Source organism: Acrocarpospora sp. B8E8 (assembly GCF_039871605.1).
Lineage (GTDB): Bacteria > Actinomycetota > Actinomycetes > Streptosporangiales > Streptosporangiaceae > Acrocarpospora > Acrocarpospora macrocephala.
This window is the reverse complement of record NZ_JBDPLV010000065.1, coordinates 30184-48490: the sequence shown is the minus strand read 5'-3', so window position 1 is coordinate 48490 and position 18307 is coordinate 30184. Positions and strand designations below refer to the sequence as shown.

Here is an 18307-nt window from a genome sequence, read left to right as displayed (position 1 = left end):
AAATCCAGCTTCAGGGTGCCTTGTCCGTGTCGCTAATGAGGCCAGTCAGAGAGCACGATTCGGTATCAATGACCCCATCTGCCCCTAGCCACACACTGAACTGTGGTGATCCATGCCCGATCGGCAGCCCCGCGACGATCGGCACTCCCAGCGGAATCAGCCGTTCGGCCAGAATGGGTAGAACGTTCCCGCAGTCCACCCAGGATCCGAGCGCGAAGCCCTTGACCCCGTCGAACGCCCCGTTCTGCGCCAGCTGGGTGAGCATGCGATCAATCCTGTACGGATCCTCCCCCACATCCTCAAGCAGCACGATATGCCCTTCCGCCCGCATCTCGTACGGCGTTCCGCACATCGCCGCCAGCAGCGTCAGATTGCCGCCGATCATGGGCCCGACCGCCCGGCCCTCCGACATCACCCGGTCCCCGGTGACGGCCGTCGGCGTGTGCCCGTGGAACAGCGTCGTGTGCAGGTGCCCCAGCGAGTACGGCTCAGGCCCCTCCGGGTCGGCCAGCGTGGCGCAGGCGGGCATCGGGCCGAACACCGTGGCCAGGCCGAGCCGCCGGGCGAACGCCAGGTGCAGCGCGGTGATGTCGCTGGAGCCGACCAGGATCTTGGATCCGGCCGACTTCATGGCATCCCAGTCGATCAGGTCCAGCAGGCGGCCGGCGCCGTACCCGCCGCGGGCGCAGATGACCGCGGCCACCTCGGGATCGCACCAGGCCTCCTGGAGGTCGGCGGCGCGCGCCACGTCGGGGCCGGCCAGGTAGCCGCGGCGGGTGAAGATCCGGGAGCCGAGGACGACATTCAGCCCCAGGTCGGTGAGGACACGGCGGCCCCGCCAGAGGCGCTCGGCGTCGAGCGGTCCGGATGGGGCGACCAGGGCTACGGTATCGCCGGGAGCAAGCCTCGGCGGGGTGCGTTCGTGCACCCCCCAAAGGGTGTCAGACTAGGGCTCACCTATGCGACATCCGACCCACATTCTCGTGGTAAACGGCGTAAAGGTCCGACAGCCGGTCTTCGTGCTCGGCGCCCCGCACTCCGGCGCGGACCTGCTCGCGCGTGCCCTGAAACGTTCCCCGGGCTTCCATCTCACGATGGGCCGGGCGCCGGTGGCACGCGTGGTCTACGCGTTCGCCCGCAAGCCGTCCATCGCCAGGAGCGGCGGCGCGCCGCGGGTGCTCCGCGACGTGCTGGCCGAGGCCTGGCAGGTGATGCCGGGCGCGTGCGGGGAGTGCGCGGCGCCGTGCCGGGAGGCGGGCGGCATCATCGGCGCGGGCCCGTGCGCGCTGGAGCAGATCGGCGCGGGCACGCTGGCCAGGTTCGGCGACGCCAGCCCCGACCTGCTCTACAGCGCGCCGGTGCTGCTCCAGGCCTTCCCGGACGCCCGGTTCGTGCAGCTGATCAGGGACGGCCGGGACGTGGTCGCCGACATGCTGGCCGACCCGGCGGCGATGGCCTGGTTCAAGCCGCACATGCTGGCCGAGGACACCGAGTTCCCCAACCCGTTCCTGGGCGTGAACGCGGCCGCGCACCGGGACCGCTGGAAGGCGATGGCCACGGCGGGCAAGAGCGCCCTGCGCTGGCGGGCCGCCATCCGGCTCAGCGCCGTCCTGCGCAAGGAGCTCCCGCCCGAACAGCTGCTCACGGTCCGCTACGAGGACCTGCACCGCTCCCCCGCCGAGGCGATCGACACGGTCTCCGCCTTCCTGGACACCAAGATCTCCACCATCGCCCTGTACGGCACCAGCGCCCCCAAGGTCGGCGCCTGGCGACGCCGCCTCACCCCGGACGACCTCAAGATCGTGGAGAAGGTGGCCAGGGAGGAGCTCAAGCGGCTGGGCTACCAACGGTGAACTGCGTGCGGTAGAGCTCGGCGTAGAGCCCGCCCCTGGCCAGCAGCTCCTCGTGGCGGCCCCGCTCGGCGACCCGGCCGTCCTGCATGACCAGGATCGTGTCGGCCTCCCTGATCGTGGAGAGCCGGTGCGCGATCACCAGCGAGGTCCTCCCTTGCAGGGCGGTCTTGAGTGCCTTCTGCACGGCCGCCTCGGACTCGGAGTCGAGGTGCGCGGTGGCCTCGTCTAGGACGACGACGGCGGGGGCCTTGAGCAGTAGCCGGGCCAGTGCGATGCGCTGCTTCTCGCCGCCGGACAGCCGGTAGCCTCGGTCGCCGACGACGGTCTCCAGCTCGTCGGGCAGGCTGTGGATCAGGTCGGCTATCTGCGCTGCCCGTAGTGCCTCCCAGACCTCCTCGTCGGTGGCGTCAGGGCGCGCGTAGCGGAGGTTGTTGCCGATGGTGTCGTGGAACAGGTGGGCGTCCTGCATGACCACGCCCACGGTGTCGCGCAGGCTGTCCAGGGTGGCGTCCCGGACGTCCACGCCGTTGAGCCGCACCACGCCCTCGTTCACGTCGTACAGGCGGGACACCAGGGAGGTCGTGGTGGTCTTGCCCGCGCCGGAATGCCCCACCAGCGCGACCAGCTCACCCGGACGCGCGGTGAACGACACGCCGTTGAGCACCTGGGCGGGTTCGCCCGTCTCAGGCCTGGCCACGGTCTCCAGCGAGGCCAGCGACACCTCGGCCGCGGCCGGGTAGTGGAAGCGCACGTCGTCGAACTCGATCGTGACCGGGCCCGGCGGGATCGCGCGGGCGCCCGGCTTCTCGGCGACCATCGGCTTGAGGTCCAGGACCTCGAAGACCCGGTCGAAGCTGACCAGGGCCGTCATCACGTCCACGTGCACGTTGGAGAGGCTGGTCAGCGGGCCGTACAGGCGCATCAGCAGGGCGGACATGGCGACCAGGGTGCCGAGCTGGAAGGTGTCGCCGATGGCCAGGACGCCGCCGAAGCCGTACACCAGGGCGGTGGCGAGGGCGGCGATGAGGCCGAGCGCGATCCGGAAGACCGTGCCGGCCATGGCCACGGTGATGCCCAGGTCGCGGACCCGGGCGGCGCGCTGGCTGAAGTAGACCGCGTCCTCGTCGGGGCGGCCGTAGAGCTTGGCGACCATCGCGCCCGCCACGTTGAAGCGCTCGGTCATGACCGAGCCCATCTCGGCGTCCAGCTGCATCTGCTCGCGGGTCAGCTGGGACATCTTGCGGCCGACCAGCTTGGCGGGGATCACGAAGATGGGCAGCATGGCCAGCGCCACGAGGGTGATCTGCCAGGACAGGACCAGCATGGTGGCCATCACGATGACCAGGCCGATCACGTTGGACACCACCGACGACAGGGTGCTGGTGATCGCCCGCTGGGCCCCGATCACGTCGGAGTTGAGGCGGGACACCAGCGCGCCGGTCTGGGCGCGCATGAAGAACGCCACCGGCATGCGCTGGACGTGGTCGAACACCTCGGTGCGCAGCTTGTAGATCAGGCCCTCGCCGATGCGCGCGGAGAACCAGCGCTCGCCCATGCTCAGCATCGCGTCCAGCACGGCCAGGCCGGCGATGGCCAGGGCCAGCCAGACCACCAGGTCGATCCGCTTCTGCGGGATGCCGGTGTCGATGATCGCCTTCACCAGCAGCGGGTTGGCGATGACGATCATCGAATCCGCCACGACGAAGGCCAGGAAGGCCGCGATCTGCCAGCGGAACGCGCCCGCGTACCGCGTGATGCGCCGGACCGTGCCCGGCTTGAGCCGCTCGTGCATCACCGAGCTGTCGCGGCGCATGGACCGCATCACCGAGGGGCCGTAGCCCCCGCCCATCATCGCCATAGCCGTCCAAGCGTTGTAATCACGTAATCATCAACCCGCCGGACGCCCCGCCGATTCCGGCTCAGCCAGAGGCGAACAAGGTTCTGATCCGCACGATCTGCTCCCTCCGCTCGGCGATCGCCTGCTCCTCCAGGCTGCGCCCCAGGGCGCCCTGCAACAGCCGCTTGGTCGCCGTCGCGGCCCCGCGGTCGGTCGCCAGCAACGCCCCCGCCAGGTCCTGTACGGCTTGCGCCAGCTCACCCGCCGGAACCGCGAGCTCCGCCAGGCCCAGCCGCACCGCCTCCTCGGCGCCGACCACCCGCGCGGTCAGGCACAGCTCGATCGCCCGGGGCAGCCCCACCAGCTCGACCAGCGGCTTGGTGCCGGTCAGGTCGGGAACCAGCCCGAGCGCCGGCTCCTTCATACAGAATTTCACATCCTCGGCCACCACCCGCAGGTCGCAGGCGAGGGCCAGCTGGAACCCCGCGCCGATCGCGTGACCGTGCACGGCCGCGATCGAGACGATGTCCGGGCGGCGCAGCCACAGGAAGCCGCGCTGAGCGTCCGCTATCCGTCTCTCGAAAGTGGTTTCCCCGAGAGACGCGGCCGAGACGAACGAGCCCTGCCCGGGCACCCCCTCCGGCGTGAACATGCGCAGGTCGATGCCCGCTGAGAAGGACGGCCCCTCGCCTTTCACGACGACGATCCGCACCTGATCCGGAATGTGCTCCCCGATCCGGGCCAGGGCCGACCAGGTGGCGAACGTCTGCGCGTTTCGCTTGTCCGGCCGGTCCAGCGTGATCGTCGCGATCGCGCCGTCCACCTCATAGCGCAGTCCGATCTCCGCGAGCTCGCTCGCCGAGATGGCCTCCGCACTCCCCCCAAGATTCGCGTCCACAGTCACCGGCGTCCCCTTCCCCTGCGGTCGCGTCCGAGCCTACCGAACATAGTTCGGCATCTCAGACGCGGCCGCTCTTGGACATACGGGACTGAGCGGCTGCGGTCGCTACTGTGAGGCGGATCTAGCGCTTGGACTTGCCTCGGGTCGCCCCGCCGCGCCCCCTCAGAGTCACACCGGACTCGGAGAGGATGCGGTGGATGAACCCGTACGACCGGCCGGTGGAAGCGGCCAGTGCCCGGATGCTCTCACCCGCGGCATAGCGCTTCTTGAGATCGCTGGCCAGTTTTTCACGGTCGGCCCCGGTCACCCGGGTGCCCTTCTTCAGAGTCTCGGCCACGAGTACCTCCTGTAGTGCCAGACTTCCGCAGCGTTACTCACGCCATGATCAGTCATTTCGGCGAGATCGGCTACCTACTCCCAGGGAAAAGATCCGTACCCGTCAAAATTACGATCAGGCGAGGGCCACAAGATCGGAAAATTCATCGCTCCACGCGTCTTCAATTCCGTCAGGTAGCAAGATCACCCTATCCGGTTGCAGGGCGTCAACCGCGCCCTCATCATGCGTGACTAGCACAATCGCCCCGGAATAGGACCTTAACGCCGTCAAAACCTGCTCCCGGGAGGCCGGATCGAGGTTGTTGGTGGGCTCGTCGAGCAGTAGCACGTTGGCGCTGGACAGCACCAGGGTGGCCAGCGCCAGCCGGGTCTTCTCCCCGCCGGACAGCACCCCGGCGGGTTTGTCCACGTCGTCCCCGGTGAACAGGAAGGACCCGAGGGTCTTGCGCAGGTCCACGTCGGCCAGGTCGGGCCCGGCGGAGCGCATGTTCTCCAGCACGGTGCGGCCCGGGTCGAGCGTCTCGTGCTCCTGCGCGTAGTAGCCGATCTTGAGCCCGTGACCTGGGCGGACCTCGCCGGTGTCGGGCTTCTCCAGGCCGCCGAGGATGCGCAGCAGGGTGGTCTTGCCGGCGCCGTTGAGGCCCAGGATGACCACCCGGCTGCCCCGGTCCACGGCCGCGTCCACGTCGGTGAAGACTTCGAGCGAGCCGTAGGACTTGGACAGCTCGACCGCCGTGAGCGGGGTCTTGCCGCACGGCGCGGGGGCCGGGAAGCGCAGCTTGGCGACCTTGTCGGAGCGCCGCTCGCTCTCCAGGCCGGACAGCAGCCGCTCGGCCCGGCGGGTCATGTCCTGCGCGGCCTTGGCCTTGGTGGCCTTCGCCCGCATCTTGTCGGCCTGCGACATCAGCGCCGAGGCCTGCTTCTCGGCGTTGGCCCGCTCGCGCTTGCGGCGCTTCTCGTCGGTCTCCCGCTGCGCCAGATACGCCTTCCAGCCGACGTTGTAGGTGTCGATCACGCAGCGATTGGCGTCCAGGTGCAGAACGCGGTTTACCGTCGCTTCAAGTAGGCCAACATCGTGGCTGATAATGATCAAGCCGCCTTGGTGTGATCGCAAAAAATCACGAAGCCACCCAATTGAGTCGGCATCGAGGTGGTTTGTCGGCTCGTCCAGAAGGAGAGTCTCCGCTCCGCTGAACAGAATTCTGGCCAGTTCGACCCGTCTGCGCTGGCCGCCGGAGAGGGTTTCCAAGGGCTGCCTGAGCACCCGGTCCGGCAGGCCGAGGCTGGAGGCGATGGAGGCGGCCTCGGACTCGGCCGCGTAGCCGCCGAGCACGTGCAGCCGGTCCTCCAGCCTGCCGTACGCCCGGACGGCCTTGTCGCGGGAGCGCTCGTCGGCCGAGGACATGCCGAGTTCGGCGGCGCGCAGGTCACGGATGATCTCGTCGAGGCCGCGCGCGGACAGGATCCGGTCGCGGGCGAGGACCTGCAGGTCGCCGGTGCGCGGGTCCTGCGGCAGATAGCCGACATCTCCGGAAATGGTGACGGAGCCGCTGGCGGGGATGCCCTCACCCGCGAGCACCCGGGTGAGGGTGGTCTTCCCGGCCCCGTTCCGGCCGACGAGACCGATCTTGTCACCCGAGTTGACCCGGAAGCTGGCCTTCTCGATGAGCAGGCGCGATCCGGCGCGCAGTTCGACGTCAGTTGCAATGATCATGATGAGCGGAACACTCCGTGGCAGGCGTGGCTGAGGGGACCCGGTACGAGGAAGTCGATCGATACGCGGGGAGAAATCAATCGGGAGTGCCCATGCCAGCAATTGTAAGACCACCCGGAAGCCCGGCCACCTCGTTTACCGCCCGCGCCAGGGGTGGGGCCCGGCGCGAGCGCTCGGTTTCCAAGGGTCGTTCGGCGAGTCGGTTCGGAAGCTCAGGCCGGAGGTTCAGGTCGAAGGGTCAGGTCGGAGGCTCACGTTGGGGGTCAGGAGGCGCGTTCTGCGTCCAGGGCGTTCATCTTGGCGACCTTGCGGGCCGAGCCGCCCGCCTGGAACTCCGAGGCCAGCCAGTGGTCCACGAGCAGCACGGCCACCTCAGGGCCGACCACGCGGGCCCCGAGGCAGAGGACCTGCGCGTCGTTGGACTTGCGGGCGCGCTCGGCCGAGTACGGGTCGCTGACCGAGGCCGCGCGCACGCCCGGGACCTTGTTGGCGGTGATGGCCATGCCGATGCCCGTGCCGCAGACCAGGACCGCGCGGTCGAACGCGCCGGCGGCCACCGCGCGGGCGACCACGACGGCGATGTCGGGGTAGTCGGCCTCCCGGGCGTCGGGCACGCCGAAGTCCACCACCTCGTGGTCGAGGGCGGTCAGGTGGGCCTTGACGGTCTCCTTCAGCGGGAAGCCGAGGTGGTCGGCGCCCAGGGCGATCTTCACTTGTCCTCCTTCAGGAGCCGTTCCAGGATCCGTCCGGCGGCGCTGAGGGCGGCCGCCAGGGAGACCGCGCCCGGGTCGGGCGTGCCCAGGCCGCGGGCGCCGTGCACGGCGGCGCGGCCCTTGCGGCCCGCCAGGTCGGCGGTGTCGGCGGCGGCCTTGGCGGCCACGGTGGCGGCCTCCCGCCAGACCTTGGGCAGGAAGGTCTCGCGGGAGGCGCCGAAGGTCGCCACGAAGGGGGCCAGCGCGTCCACCATCGTCTTGTCGCCGACCCGCGCGCCGCCGAGACCGGTGATCGCGGCCAGCGCCGCGGCCAGGGCGGTGTGGACCTCGGCGACCGAGGGAGTCGTGGCGAGTTCCGCCCCGGCCGCGGCGAGTCCCGCGCCCCACAGCGCGCCGCTGGCCCCGCCCGCGGCCTCGCTGAAGGCGGCTCCGGCGGCGGTGAGCACGTCGGAGCCGTGGGGTCCCGCGGCCGTGGTGGCGGCCACGGCGGCGCGGAAGCCGCGGACCATCCCAGCGCCATGATCGCCGTCCCCGGCGACCGCGTCCAGGCGGCCGAGTTCGGGTTCGATGGCCTCGATCACCTCGGCCATCTCGGTGATCATGGCGGCGACCACGTCGGCGCAGCCCGTACGGGGAAGATCGGCTCGCGCCTCCGCGACCGGCGCGGCCACCGCCACGACGGACGCGGCCACCGCCTGAACGGACGCGGGCATCGACTGAACGGGCGCGACCAGGCTGGCGGCTACGGGGGCGGGGAGGTCGGCGGTGACGGCCAGGCCGGTCCGGTAGCCGGGGGCGGCGGCCGGGGTGTCCAGGTAGGGCTCGATCTCTGGGTCCAGCCAGCACAGCGTGAGCGAGCAGCCCGCCATGTCAAGAGATGTCACATATTCGCCGACTTCGGGCCGGACCGCCTCGACGCCTTCCCGGGCGAGGATGGCGTCGATATCGCGATAAAGGACGAACAGCTCCTCGTATTTGGTGTTGCCGAGCCCGTTCAGCAGGACGAGGGCGCGGCGTGCGCTGGGAGGGCGTTCCCGGAGCAGCGGGGCCACCAGCAGTTCGGCCAGGCGCGCCGCCGGAACCCAGTCGGCGGTCTCGATGCCGGGCTCGCCGTGGATGCCGAGGCCCAGCTCCATCTGCCCGGGTTTGACGGTGAACAGCGGCGCGGACCGGCCCGGGAACGTGCACCCGCCGAAGGCCACCCCGAAGGTGAAGGTCGCCGCGTTGACCCGGCGCGCCAGGGCCTCCAGATCGTCCATGGGCAGGCCCGCGTACGCGGCCGCGGCGGCCGCGCGGAACACGAAGAAGCCTCCGGCGATGCCGCGGCGCCGGTCCCGCCGCTCGCCCGGCGCGCTGGCCACGTCATCGGTGACCAGGACGATCCGGGCGTCCACGCCCTCCCGCCTGGCACGTTCCGCGGCCGCGCCGAAGTGCATGACGTCGCCGGAGTAGTTGCCGAAGGACAGCAGCACCCCCGCGCCGCCGTCCAGCGCCTTGACGCAGCGGTAGACGTGCTCGGCCGACGGGCTGGTGAACACGTCGCCGACGACCGCGCCGTCGCACAGGCCCGGCCCGACGAGCCCGGCGAACGCGGGATAGTGGCCGGATCCGCCGCCGATGAGCACCGACGCCCGTCCCCTGGCGGGGGCGGAGACCGACATGACGCCGGAAGCGGACGGGACTCGCCGCAGGTAGCGACCGTAGGCGGCGGTCAGGCCGTCGAGGAACTCGTCCTTGAAGCCCGTTTCGGCGTTGTAGACGTGTGTCATGGATCGACCTCCAGCAGTGCGGTGAGCTGGTCCAGGACCTGGTCGAGGGAGTGACAGACAGCGACGGCGAGCGCGACGGCGTCCTCGGCCAGTGGGTATCGCTCGTGTTCGATGGCCAGCACGGTGAGCCCGGCCGCGGCGGCGGAGCGAACCCCGTTGCTTGAGTCCTCAACCGCGAAACTGGCCCTTGGGTCGATGCCGAGCTTGCGAGCGGCCTCCGCATACACGTCCGGGGCGGGTTTGCCCGCGCCGACCTCAGCGCTGGAGACGGTGACGCGGAAGTAGCGCCCCAGGCCCATGGTGCCCATGACCGTGTCGATGATCGTGCGCGGCGCGGAGGAGGCAAGCGCGATCGGCACCCGGCGAGCGACCTCGGCGACCATCTTCTCGGCGCCGGGCAGCAGACTCACCCGGCCCGAGTCGTAGGCGCCCGCGACATACGCGACCACACTGTCGGCCGCGTACCGCGGCTCGGCGCCCGCACGTCCCGCCAGGTAGGCACCCCACTCCTGGACACTCATGCCCTGGCAGGCGCGGGTGTCGTCCGGCGTCCAGGCATACCCGTGCCCGGCCGCGAAAGAGGTCCAGCCCTCCTCCCACAGGAACTCGGACATGACCAGCACGCCATCCAAATCGAAGATCACCCCCCGTCCACTCATCGCACCTCCCCGTGCCTGCTCACAGCCGCCTCCGTCTGCCTGCTCATCGCAACCCCCATACCTGGTCACAGCCGCCTCCTGTGCCTACTCATCGCGACCCCCGGTGCCAGCCCATCGCGACTCCCCGTGCCTACTCATCGCGACCCCCGTGCCGGGCCATCACGACCCCCGTGCCGGGCCATCACGACCCCCGTGCCGGGCCATCACGGCCCCCGTGCCGGGCCATCACGGCCCCCGTGCCGGGCCATCACGACTCCCCGTGCCTACTCATCGGGCCTTCGTGCCGGGTCATCGCGACCTCCGTGCCGGTCATCGCGCCTCCCGCCGGTAGACGGGGCGGAGTGCCTCATACAAGCGGCGGAATTGTGCGTAACGATCGGTGTAGCCGGTCATTCGGGTCCGGTCCGGCTGGTACGTGCGCTCGATGGCCACCCGGTCCTTCAGTGATTCGAAACCGGGCCAGTGGCCGAGGCCGACCAGGGCGCATGCGGCGGCGCCGATCGCGCCCGCGTCCTGGGGGTTCTCGACGGTGTGCAGGGGGCGGCCGAGGACGTCGGCGATGATCTGGAGCCACTGGGTGCCGATGGTGCCGCCCCCAACCGCGCGGATGGAGCCGATGGGCTGGCCGAAGGACTGGCCGTACTCCAATGCCCAGCGCATCTGGAAGGCGACTCCCTCCATGACGGCGCGGAGCAGGTGGGCTGGGCCGTGGTTGAGGCCCAGGCCGATGAAGGCGGCACGCGCGCGGTCGTCGAAGACCGGGACGCGCTCGCCGCTCAGCCAGGGCGCGAAGAGTAGATCGTCCATCTGGCCGGCACAGCCGGACACCAGACGGTCGACCCTGGCGTAGTCGATGCGGCCGTTGTCCCGCCCGTCGCTATCCGAGCCCGCCAAGCCCGCCGAGCCCGCCGAGCCCGCCGCGTCCGCCGTGTCCGCCGCGTCCGCCGCGTCCAGGCCGAGTGTGCGGCCGATCCAGGCCAGTGCCGCGCCGCCGGTGGCGATCTCCAGCCAGAGGATCCAGCGGTCGGGATCCATGTGCCCGATCGCGCCCAGTTGCCCGGCCGGGTCGCGTCCCGGCTGTGCCATGGTCACCCCGAAGTAGATGGCGGTGCCCAAGCTGACGTGCACGTCGCCGGGACCGACCGCGCCGGAACCCGCTTGGCTGGCCGGGACGTCGCCCGCGCCGACCACCACCGGAGTCCCCGGCGCGAGCCCCAGCTCGCGGGCGAGTGAATCCCGGATCGGCCCGGCGACGTCGGTCGCCGCCTTCACTTCGGGCAGCAACTGGAGGGGAATGCCCAGTTCCTGGCAGGCTAGCCAGTTCCAGCCACGCCGGCCGGGGTCGTAGAGCCGGTAGGCCGACGCCCCCGCGTGGTCGATCACCGCCTTGCCGGTCAGCCACATGACCACGGCTTCCTTGCAGTCCAGCAGCTTGAAGGCCCGCGCGAACACCTCCGGCTCACGGTCTCGCAACCAGAGGATCTTGGGCAGGACGTCCTTGGCCGACACCACCGAACCGAGCCGCTCGAACTGCTCCCCCGGCCCCATACGTTCCGCCAGCGCGACCGCCTCCCCCGCCGACCGCTGGTCCAGCCAGCTGAGCATCGGCAGCAGGGGACGGCCCGCCGCGTCCACCGGGACCACGTTGAACATCTGCGCGGTCACGCTGACTCCGCCGATGCCGGGGTTCCCGGCAGCCAGCACCTGGCCCACCTCCAGGGTGGCCGCCAGGATCTCCTCCAGGTCCTGGTCGACCCAGCCGCTCTCCTTGGCCCGCAGGCCGTACGACCGGAAGGCGCTGTCCAGCAGGCGGCCCTCGGCGTCGGTGACGACGCCCTTGACACCGCTGGTGCCCACGTCGAACGCCAGGATCCTCATGAGCCGCTGCCGAGGATGTCGGGGAGGATGCCCAGGAAGCGGTCGTTCTGCTCCTCGGTGCCGACCGTGACCCGGATATGCGAACCCCGCAGCCGGTGCGCGCTCATCGCCCGGATGAGGATGTTCTGGGCTAGGACGGCGTCGACGACCGGCTGAACTTCCTGTCCGGTGCCGGAAATGTCGGCGAGCACGAAGTTCCCCTCAGACGGGTAGGCGACGACGCCGTCCATCTCCTGCAGGCCCTTGTAGAGCCGGTCGGCCTCGCCGCTGATGTGGCGGCGCCGCCGTTCCAGCTCCGCCGGCTCGCCGAACGCCGCCAGGCATCCCCAGATGGCCATCAGGCTGATGCTGAACGGGATCCGTACCCGGTCGACGACGTCCGCCAGCCAGGGGTCCGCGATCGCGTACCCGACCCGGAGCGCGGCGAGGCCGAAGCCCTTGGACATCGTCCGGGTCGTCACCAGGTTCGGATATTTCGCGACAAGGTGGGCGAAGGACTGGCCGTAGCCGCATTCCAGGTACGCCTGGTCGATGATGACCGGGATCTCGGTCTCCGCGAGGCGCTCCACCTGCTCGACGGTCCAGCCCCTGCCGGTCGGGTTGTTCGGGCTGCACAGGAAAATGATCTTCGTGCGCGGGGTGATCGCCCGCAGCACCGCGTCCACGTCCAGCTCCCAGGACTCGGTCAGCGGGACGAACACCGGCGTGCTCCCGCAAAGCCGGGACTGCGTCTCGAAGAACGCGTACGTGGGGGTCGGGATGATGGTCTCGTCGCCCGGGCCGGTCAGCACCCGGGTCAGCACGTCGAGGATCTCGGTGGAGCCGTTGCCCAGCACCACCGACTCGACCGGCACCCCGCAGTGGGCGGCCACGGCGGCCCGCAGGTCCTGCCCCGAGTACGGATACAGGTGCCCGACGGCCATCGCCTCGGAGACGGCGCGCAGCACGGCGGGCGACGGCGGGATCGGGCATTCGTTGGACATCATCCGCGCGAGCTCGCGCCGCCGCCAGGCGAAGTCGTGGTGGGTCGCGTTGTACGGCGCCGCCTCGGCGAAGCCCGGCCGGACGAAGCTCTGGATGGAGCGGGTCACAGGTCTAACCTTTCGATGCGGGGCGGCGGCGGGCAGGCCGCCGCCCCAGGTGGTTCAGTGCGGGGCGTCCGCGCGGGGAATGCCCGCCTGGCCTCGGGTGAGCCGGGCGCGCAGGACGGTGACGTACCAGACGGCGGCGATGAGGAAGAAGATCCCGGCCATCAGCGCGGTCTGCCGGTTGGCCTCAGGGATCACCAATTCGCCGACCACGAACAGCGACCACAGGAACGCCACCCAGCGGACGGGGGTGGCCCAGATCCCGAGGTTGAACGAGGACGTCTTCGACAGCCGTTTCGTGGCCGACGCGTAGAGGACCGCGCCGATGGTGAGGGCGTAGACCGCGTAGTAGCCGACCGAGGCCATGCCCACGATCAGGCCCACCGTCTCCTTGGCCAGGTAGGTGCCGACCGTGATGAGCGCGACGCTCATCAGGGCGATCACCGACAGCGCCCAGGCCGGGGACCGGCGGCGGGACACCTGGGAGAGCCTGGCCGAGCCCGGCAGCATCCGGTCCCTGGACATGGAGAACATCAGCCGGGAGGCCGCCGCCATGTTGGCCAGGCCGCCCGCGTACAGGGCGATCATCGCCACGATCTCGAACACCGCGGACCCGGCGGTGCCGAGCGCGCCGCGCAGGATGTGCGTGATCGGGACTTCCGCGGAGGTCGTCTCGGCCAGGTTCCCGATGTTCATGGTCAGCGCCACGAGCATGAAGAACCCGATCGTCAGCGACACGACCAGCGCCGTGACCACCGCCCGCGGCACCTGCTTCTTGGCCATCTTGGTCTCTTCGGCCAGGTCGGCCGCGCCCTCGAAGCCGGTCAGCACCCAGATCGCCAGCAGCGACGACATCAGCAGGGCGCCGGTGAACCCGGGCCCGTCCACGGAGGAGGTGGTCAGGAAACCTAAGTCCTGTACGGGGTTGGTGACGAAACCCACCACGAGCAGGATGATCGTCAGGACGATGGACAGGCCGAGCTCGGCGACGAACGCGGCCGCGTTATTGATCTTGGCGGCGAGCTTCACGCCGATCAGGTTGATGATGAGCTGGGTGAGGGTGACCACGATGACGACGACCAGCGTCGAGGTGGGCGTGATCGTCAGCCCGAGACGCTCCTGCAGGATCGGCGCGAGACCGAAGTTCAGGCCGGTGAAACCCGGGATGAAGGCCATCAGACCGGCCCAGCCGACGAACCAGCCGTAGTGGGAGTTGATCAGGCGGCTGGTCCACTGGAAGGCGTAGCCGCTGATCGGCATGCGCCCGGCGAGTTCGGCCAGCACCAGCGCGACCAGGACCTGGCCGACGGCGACCACCAGGAAGGTCCAGACGAAGACGGGCCCGATCATGCCCAGGGAGTAGGCGTAGGTGGTGAAGATTCCCGCGGTGATGCACATGCAGGAGATCGAGATGGAGAGCGAACTCATGAGGCCCATGGTTCGGTCCAGCTGCGGTTCGTAGCCGAAGGACCGGAGTTCCTCGTCGTCCGTCAAACCATCCTGGATCCCCCGATCGTCGCTTTTTGGAATCACGAAATCACCCTTTCTCGGATGTGCAGGCCGGGTGAGGGGAGCCCGGCTAGGTGGTGCTGTCGTCCCCCTCGAACAGGTCCGCTCTGCCGTGGCGCAGTCGCCGTACGGTCAGGTGGAACACGCCCGGGACGTAGTGCTCGCGCGAGGCCAGCACAGGGTGCCCGTCCGCCGACTTCTCGGTCTGGTCGAGACGCAGGACCGGGCTGTTGCGACGGCATCCCAGCGCGGCGGCCATCCGGGTGTTGGCCAGCGTGGCCGACACCTCCGCGACGCCGCCGAGCAGATGGATCTTGCAGTCGCGTTCCAGGAAGCGATAGATCGACCCGCCGTCGTACACCGGGGATCCCGAACGCTCCAGGATCTCCAGCGGCATGACATCCAGGCCGTGGGCCGCGGGAACGCCGTCCACGCGGATGATCCGCTCAACCGAGAAGACCCGGTCGTCGGTCTTGAGGTCCAGCGCCGCGGCCATCCAGCTCGACGCGGCCTCCTCATGCGCGCTGACCACCTCCACGCCCAGCGTCGCGTTCGCGGCGAGAACGGCTTCGGTGACACCGATGTCGAGGTCGAGCGAGGTCTGCACCCGAGGCTGCTTCTGGGCCACGAAGGTTCCGACTCCGTGCACCCTGCGCACCAGCCCGTCCGCCTCCAGGCCGCTGAGGATCTCCCGCAGCGTGGGACGGCTGATTCCGTACTGCTTCGCCAGCGCGGGCTCGGACGGAAGACGCTGACCTGGCTGCAGCCGACCGTCGGCTATCTGCGCCACAAGCAGACTCCGCACCTCTTCGGAGAGAGGCAGTCGCTGTCCAGGTGGGATGAAGGATGGGCCATTCGGCATGTGTTGTAAGATGTCAGACAACTGGGGATGGGTCAAGGGTGGCGGGGTTTTGGGGTGTAGCGCTTTGATAACGGCGTGATTGCCTGGGATGGCCTGGTCAGCGTTGAGTGCGGGTGCTGCGCTTTCGCGATGCGCCGTTACTGGCCGCTGTGACACAAAACGGCCCGCCCGGGCTGGCGCCTCGACGAAGCGAGGTTGGCGCGGGAAGCCGGGCGGCCGCTGTGACGGGCGCGCTTGAACCAATCAGCCGTCCGTTCAGGCTGGGGGCGCATCGGTGATTCTTATTCGAACCGCGCGGAACAGAGACGGGGTCTCGGTCAGGACGGCGAGCTTGGGGTCGGGGACCGTGAGGAAGGGTTCACGTTCCAGGGCGAACAACGCCGTGAGGCGGCGATCTTCGCGAAGTTCGTCGATGGCTCGTTTGTCGCCGCCGACGATGAGAGCGTCCAGGCTGTCGATGTGCGGGAGCAGCACCCGCGCGGCGACATCGGCAGCGGCTTGCAGCGCCTCCGTGGACTGCTTCTCCCGCCGCCGGGCGAATCTGTGCTGCGACCAGCCGCCCGCCGCGCTGCGCCCGTGGACCAGGCGCGCGCCCACCTTCGAGGTCACCAGGCGATCGCCGTCGAAGACGCCTGCCGCGTAGCCGCCGAGACGTACGAGGAGCACGCCGACGCGTTTGGAGCTGTTCGCGTGAGCGATCAGGCCGGCGATGGCGTCGCCGTCGTGAGCCAGGGGCGGGAACGGAACGTGACACTCGGCCACCGAACCGTCCGGCGCGCTCAACGTGACAAGGCCGGGCGAATCCTTGACGGAGGGTTCACCATGACGGTCAGCGAAGCCCCGGATCCACCGGCCGACACGTTCCGGCCCGACCGAGACCCATCTCCCCCCGCCCGCGGCGGGCCTTGCCGTCATGAGAAGCCAGCCTAGCCATTACGCAACGCGAAGCGCCCACATGGGCGGGAGCGAATGGGGGCAGGGGCGAAGCCCCGGAAACGAGGGTGAGCGGGTGGGAGGATCCACCGCAAAGTCGCCAGATCGGGGGCCGGGGCGAAGCCCTGGAAGCAAAGCCCGGGGGACAAGGGTGGACGGGCTGGTATTCACCGCAACAAACGGGGAAATGTCGGTGAACTTCATTTCACACGGCAGCTGCCGTACCTGCGAGGAGACCAGAATTCAAGGGTGTCGGTTCCCATTCCCCTCTCGGCGCCGGTCGCGACCTCTCCGCCGTCCGCGGAACACTCGCCCTCCGGGCCGTTCACCGTGTCGGGGTACATCCCCGCCTGGAACGCCGCCCCGGCCACCGGAATGCCGGGCCACGACGACCCCCAGGCCAGCACCAGCGGCCCCGCCGCCGTCTTCACCCCCGTCGTCGACCTCGACACCGGCGGCGTGATCGCGGTCCAGGTCACCACCGAAGGCCGTTACGGCGCGCACGCGACCGACCTCACGGCCACCGTGAACGCCGTACACGCCGCCTCCACCGAGGAGGCCCGGCTGCCGCTCGTCCTGTCCATCCCGGCCGCGGCCGTCATCGCGGGATCCGCCGGACTCGCCCCCCTGAACGAGGCCATGCGCGCCGGCGGCCGCCGCCCCCGCGAGGTCATTCTGGTCCTCGAGGGCGACATCCACACCGAAGACCGCCCCCACCTGCTCGCGGGCATCGACGGCCTGCGCGCCGCCGGCTACCTGATCGCCTTCGGCGGCCTGGGAGTCAGCCAGCTCCCCCTCGACGTGCTGGCCGACACCTCCCCCTACGTCATCATGATCGGCACCCAGCTGGTCGACCGCATCCCCCGCGACGCCCGCCGGGGCGCCCTCGCCGAATCCCTGGTCACGATGGCCCGCGGCATCGGCGCCCACGTCCTGGCTCCCGGCATCCGCGACGAATCCCAGCTGGGCGCCATCCGGAGCTGGGGCATCCGCCTCGCCCAGGGCCCCCTCCTGGCCCCCCACGACTGGAAGCCCTCCCACGGCCGCGTCCACGTCCCCGTCCCGATCCCCGAGGCCACCCCGATGGCGGCCCTCCTCGGCCCCCGCGTCCAGGAGTTCCTCCTCCCCGCGATGACCGTCTCCCAGAACGCGAGCGCCGAAGACGTCGTCAACGCCTTCGGCTCGGAATCGTCCATCACCAGCGTCATCCTGGTGGACGAGTACCAGCGCCCGCAGAGCATGATCGACCGCAGCCGATTCCTGCTCTTCATGGCAGGCGCGTACGGCCACGCCCTGCACGCCAAGAAGCCCGCCCACCGCGTGGCCGACACCGCCCGCCTGGTCCCCAAGACCACGCCCGCCATCGCCGCCATGCAACTCGCGGGCCGGGAATCCGAACGCGTCTACGATGACCTGGTGGTGGTCGACGAGGTGGGCCGCTGCCTGGGCATCGTCCACGTCAGCGACCTCATCCGCCACGTCGCCAACCAGCCGGCGAAAGTCTGACCGCTCAGAGGAGCCGTGAAATCCGCCCGGTCTCCAGCGAGTAGTACGCCCCCACCACCCGCAACCCACCACCGCGAATCCTCGGCGCGAGCAGCGGATCACGCGCGAGCTGCCGGGTCACGTTCACCGTGTGGTCCCGCACCATGCTCTCCACCAGCAGCGGATCGACGATCACCCGCCCCCGCCCGGTCATCCGCGCATACGCGGGCCGCAGCGCCGTCACGATGTGCTGCATGCCGCCCGGCAGCCGATCCCCCTTGCTGAGCGCCTGCGCCGCCGCCGTCACCGCCCCGCACCGCTGATGCCCGAGCACCACCACCAGCGACGCCCGAAGATCCTCAGGCCCGTACTCGATGGCCGCCGTGACCAGCGGATCCACCGTGTGCGCGGCCGTACGCACGGCCAGCACGTCCCCCACGCCCGCGTCGAACACCATCTCCGGCGGCACCCGCGAGTCGATGCACGACACCACCACCGCGTACGGCGCCTGCCCGCCCGCCACCTCCAGCCGCCGCGCCACATCCTGATTCGGGTGAATCGACCGCCCCGACGCCCACCGCTCGTTCCCGGCCATCAGCAGCCGCCAGGCCTCCTCCGGGGTGCGCGGCGCCCGCTCCGGCAGCAGTTCGGGCCGATCGCTCGACCCGACCGCCACTCCGCCGACGAACCCGGCGCCCGCCAGGAGCCCTCCCGCGAGCACCGCTCCGCCGTACAGGACCCGCCTACGCTTCACACGCGCGCCACTACTC

16 protein-coding genes are annotated in these 18307 nt (G+C 70.1%); 2 read left to right on the top strand and 14 right to left on the bottom strand.

What is annotated here, in order from left to right; genetic code table 11:
• Positions 1–10: 10 nt before the first annotated feature.
• Complete coding sequence (locus ABGB08_RS42310) at positions 11–928, bottom strand: LD-carboxypeptidase (RefSeq protein ID WP_155356620.1); 918 nt, start codon at positions 926–928, stop codon at positions 11–13.
• Positions 929–959: 31 nt separating this feature from the next.
• Here ABGB08_RS42310 and ABGB08_RS42305 point away from each other — a divergent pair, with 31 nt between their 5' ends.
• Complete coding sequence (locus ABGB08_RS42305) at positions 960–1853, top strand: sulfotransferase (protein ID WP_347602509.1); 894 nt, start codon at positions 960–962, stop codon at positions 1851–1853.
• Here ABGB08_RS42305 and ABGB08_RS42300 read toward each other — a convergent pair.
• The 12 genes from ABGB08_RS42300 to ABGB08_RS42245 all read right to left on the bottom strand — a co-directional run bounded on the left by ABGB08_RS42300 (position 1828) and on the right by ABGB08_RS42245 (position 16034).
• Positions 1828–3711, bottom strand: a complete 1884-nt coding sequence (locus tag ABGB08_RS42300; RefSeq protein ID WP_347602506.1) for an ABC transporter ATP-binding protein — start codon at positions 3709–3711, stop codon at positions 1828–1830. The genes ABGB08_RS42305 and ABGB08_RS42300 overlap by 26 nt on opposite strands.
• A 61-nt stretch (positions 3712–3772) precedes the next feature.
• Positions 3773–4588, bottom strand: a complete 816-nt coding sequence (locus ABGB08_RS42295) for an enoyl-CoA hydratase/isomerase family protein (protein WP_347602567.1) — start codon at positions 4586–4588, stop codon at positions 3773–3775.
• 124 nt (positions 4589–4712) lie between these two features.
• Positions 4713–4928, bottom strand: a complete 216-nt coding sequence (locus tag ABGB08_RS42290) for a helix-turn-helix domain-containing protein (protein ID WP_155336977.1) — start codon at positions 4926–4928, stop codon at positions 4713–4715.
• A 114-nt stretch (positions 4929–5042) separates the two neighbouring features.
• On the bottom strand, positions 5043–6641 hold the full coding sequence (locus ABGB08_RS42285; RefSeq protein WP_347602503.1) for an ABC-F family ATP-binding cassette domain-containing protein: 1599 nt from the start codon (positions 6639–6641) through the stop codon (positions 5043–5045).
• Positions 6642–6904: 263 nt separating this feature from the next.
• Positions 6905–7354, bottom strand: coding sequence for a ribose 5-phosphate isomerase B (gene rpiB / locus ABGB08_RS42280; protein ID WP_347602500.1), 450 nt, complete (start codon positions 7352–7354; stop codon positions 6905–6907).
• Positions 7351–9123, bottom strand: a complete 1773-nt coding sequence (locus ABGB08_RS42275) for a dihydroxyacetone kinase family protein (protein ID WP_347602497.1) — start codon at positions 9121–9123, stop codon at positions 7351–7353. The genes rpiB and ABGB08_RS42275 overlap by 4 nt, the downstream gene beginning before the upstream one ends.
• Positions 9120–9782, bottom strand: a complete 663-nt coding sequence (locus ABGB08_RS42270) for an HAD family phosphatase (protein ID WP_347602494.1) — start codon at positions 9780–9782, stop codon at positions 9120–9122. Before ABGB08_RS42270 ends, ABGB08_RS42275 begins: the two co-directional genes overlap by 4 nt.
• 309 nt (positions 9783–10091) lie before the next feature.
• Complete coding sequence (locus ABGB08_RS42265; RefSeq protein ID WP_347602491.1) at positions 10092–11660, bottom strand: FGGY family carbohydrate kinase; 1569 nt, start codon at positions 11658–11660, stop codon at positions 10092–10094.
• Positions 11657–12751 (bottom strand): histidinol-phosphate transaminase, encoded by a 1095-nt coding sequence (hisC, locus tag ABGB08_RS42260; RefSeq protein ID WP_347602488.1) that lies wholly within the window; start codon positions 12749–12751, stop codon positions 11657–11659. Before hisC ends, ABGB08_RS42265 begins: the two co-directional genes overlap by 4 nt.
• Before the next feature lie 54 nt (positions 12752–12805).
• Positions 12806–14281, bottom strand: coding sequence for an APC family permease (locus tag ABGB08_RS42255; RefSeq protein ID WP_347602485.1), 1476 nt, complete (start codon positions 14279–14281; stop codon positions 12806–12808).
• A 46-nt stretch (positions 14282–14327) separates the two neighbouring features.
• Complete coding sequence (locus ABGB08_RS42250) at positions 14328–15062, bottom strand: GntR family transcriptional regulator (protein WP_347602482.1); 735 nt, start codon at positions 15060–15062, stop codon at positions 14328–14330.
• A gap of 312 nt (positions 15063–15374) precedes the next feature.
• Positions 15375–16034, bottom strand: coding sequence for an acVLRF1 family peptidyl-tRNA hydrolase (locus tag ABGB08_RS42245; protein ID WP_347602479.1), 660 nt, complete (start codon positions 16032–16034; stop codon positions 15375–15377).
• Between the two features lie 267 nt (positions 16035–16301).
• Between ABGB08_RS42245 and ABGB08_RS42240 the strand changes: the two genes are divergently transcribed.
• Positions 16302–17558: an EAL domain-containing protein gene (locus ABGB08_RS42240; protein ID WP_347602476.1), complete on the top strand. Its 1257-nt coding sequence runs from the start codon at positions 16302–16304 to the stop codon at positions 17556–17558.
• A 4-nt stretch (positions 17559–17562) separates the two neighbouring features.
• Here ABGB08_RS42240 and ABGB08_RS42235 read toward each other — a convergent pair whose 3' ends face one another.
• Complete coding sequence (locus ABGB08_RS42235) at positions 17563–18291, bottom strand: carbonic anhydrase (protein ID WP_347602473.1); 729 nt, start codon at positions 18289–18291, stop codon at positions 17563–17565.
• Positions 18292–18307: the final 16 nt, after the last annotated feature.

What these genes read in the sequence shown, in the direction of transcription:
- ABGB08_RS42285 (WP_347602503.1), bottom strand. Translation starts at nt 6,641, where the DNA reads ATGATCATTGCAACTGACGTCGAACTGCGCGCCGGATCGCGCCTGCTC.
- ABGB08_RS42305 (WP_347602509.1), top strand. Translation starts at nt 960, where the DNA reads ATGCGACATCCGACCCACATTCTCGTGGTAAACGGCGTAAAGGTCCGA.
- ABGB08_RS42300 (WP_347602506.1), bottom strand. Translation starts at nt 3,711, where the DNA reads ATGGCGATGATGGGCGGGGGCTACGGCCCCTCGGTGATGCGGTCCATG.
- ABGB08_RS42275 (WP_347602497.1), bottom strand. Translation starts at nt 9,123, where the DNA reads ATGACACACGTCTACAACGCCGAAACGGGCTTCAAGGACGAGTTCCTC.
- ABGB08_RS42270 (WP_347602494.1), bottom strand. Translation starts at nt 9,782, where the DNA reads ATGAGTGGACGGGGGGTGATCTTCGATTTGGATGGCGTGCTGGTCATG.
- ABGB08_RS42265 (WP_347602491.1), bottom strand. Translation starts at nt 11,660, where the DNA reads ATGAGGATCCTGGCGTTCGACGTGGGCACCAGCGGTGTCAAGGGCGTC.
- ABGB08_RS42245 (WP_347602479.1), bottom strand. Translation starts at nt 16,034, where the DNA reads ATGACGGCAAGGCCCGCCGCGGGCGGGGGGAGATGGGTCTCGGTCGGG.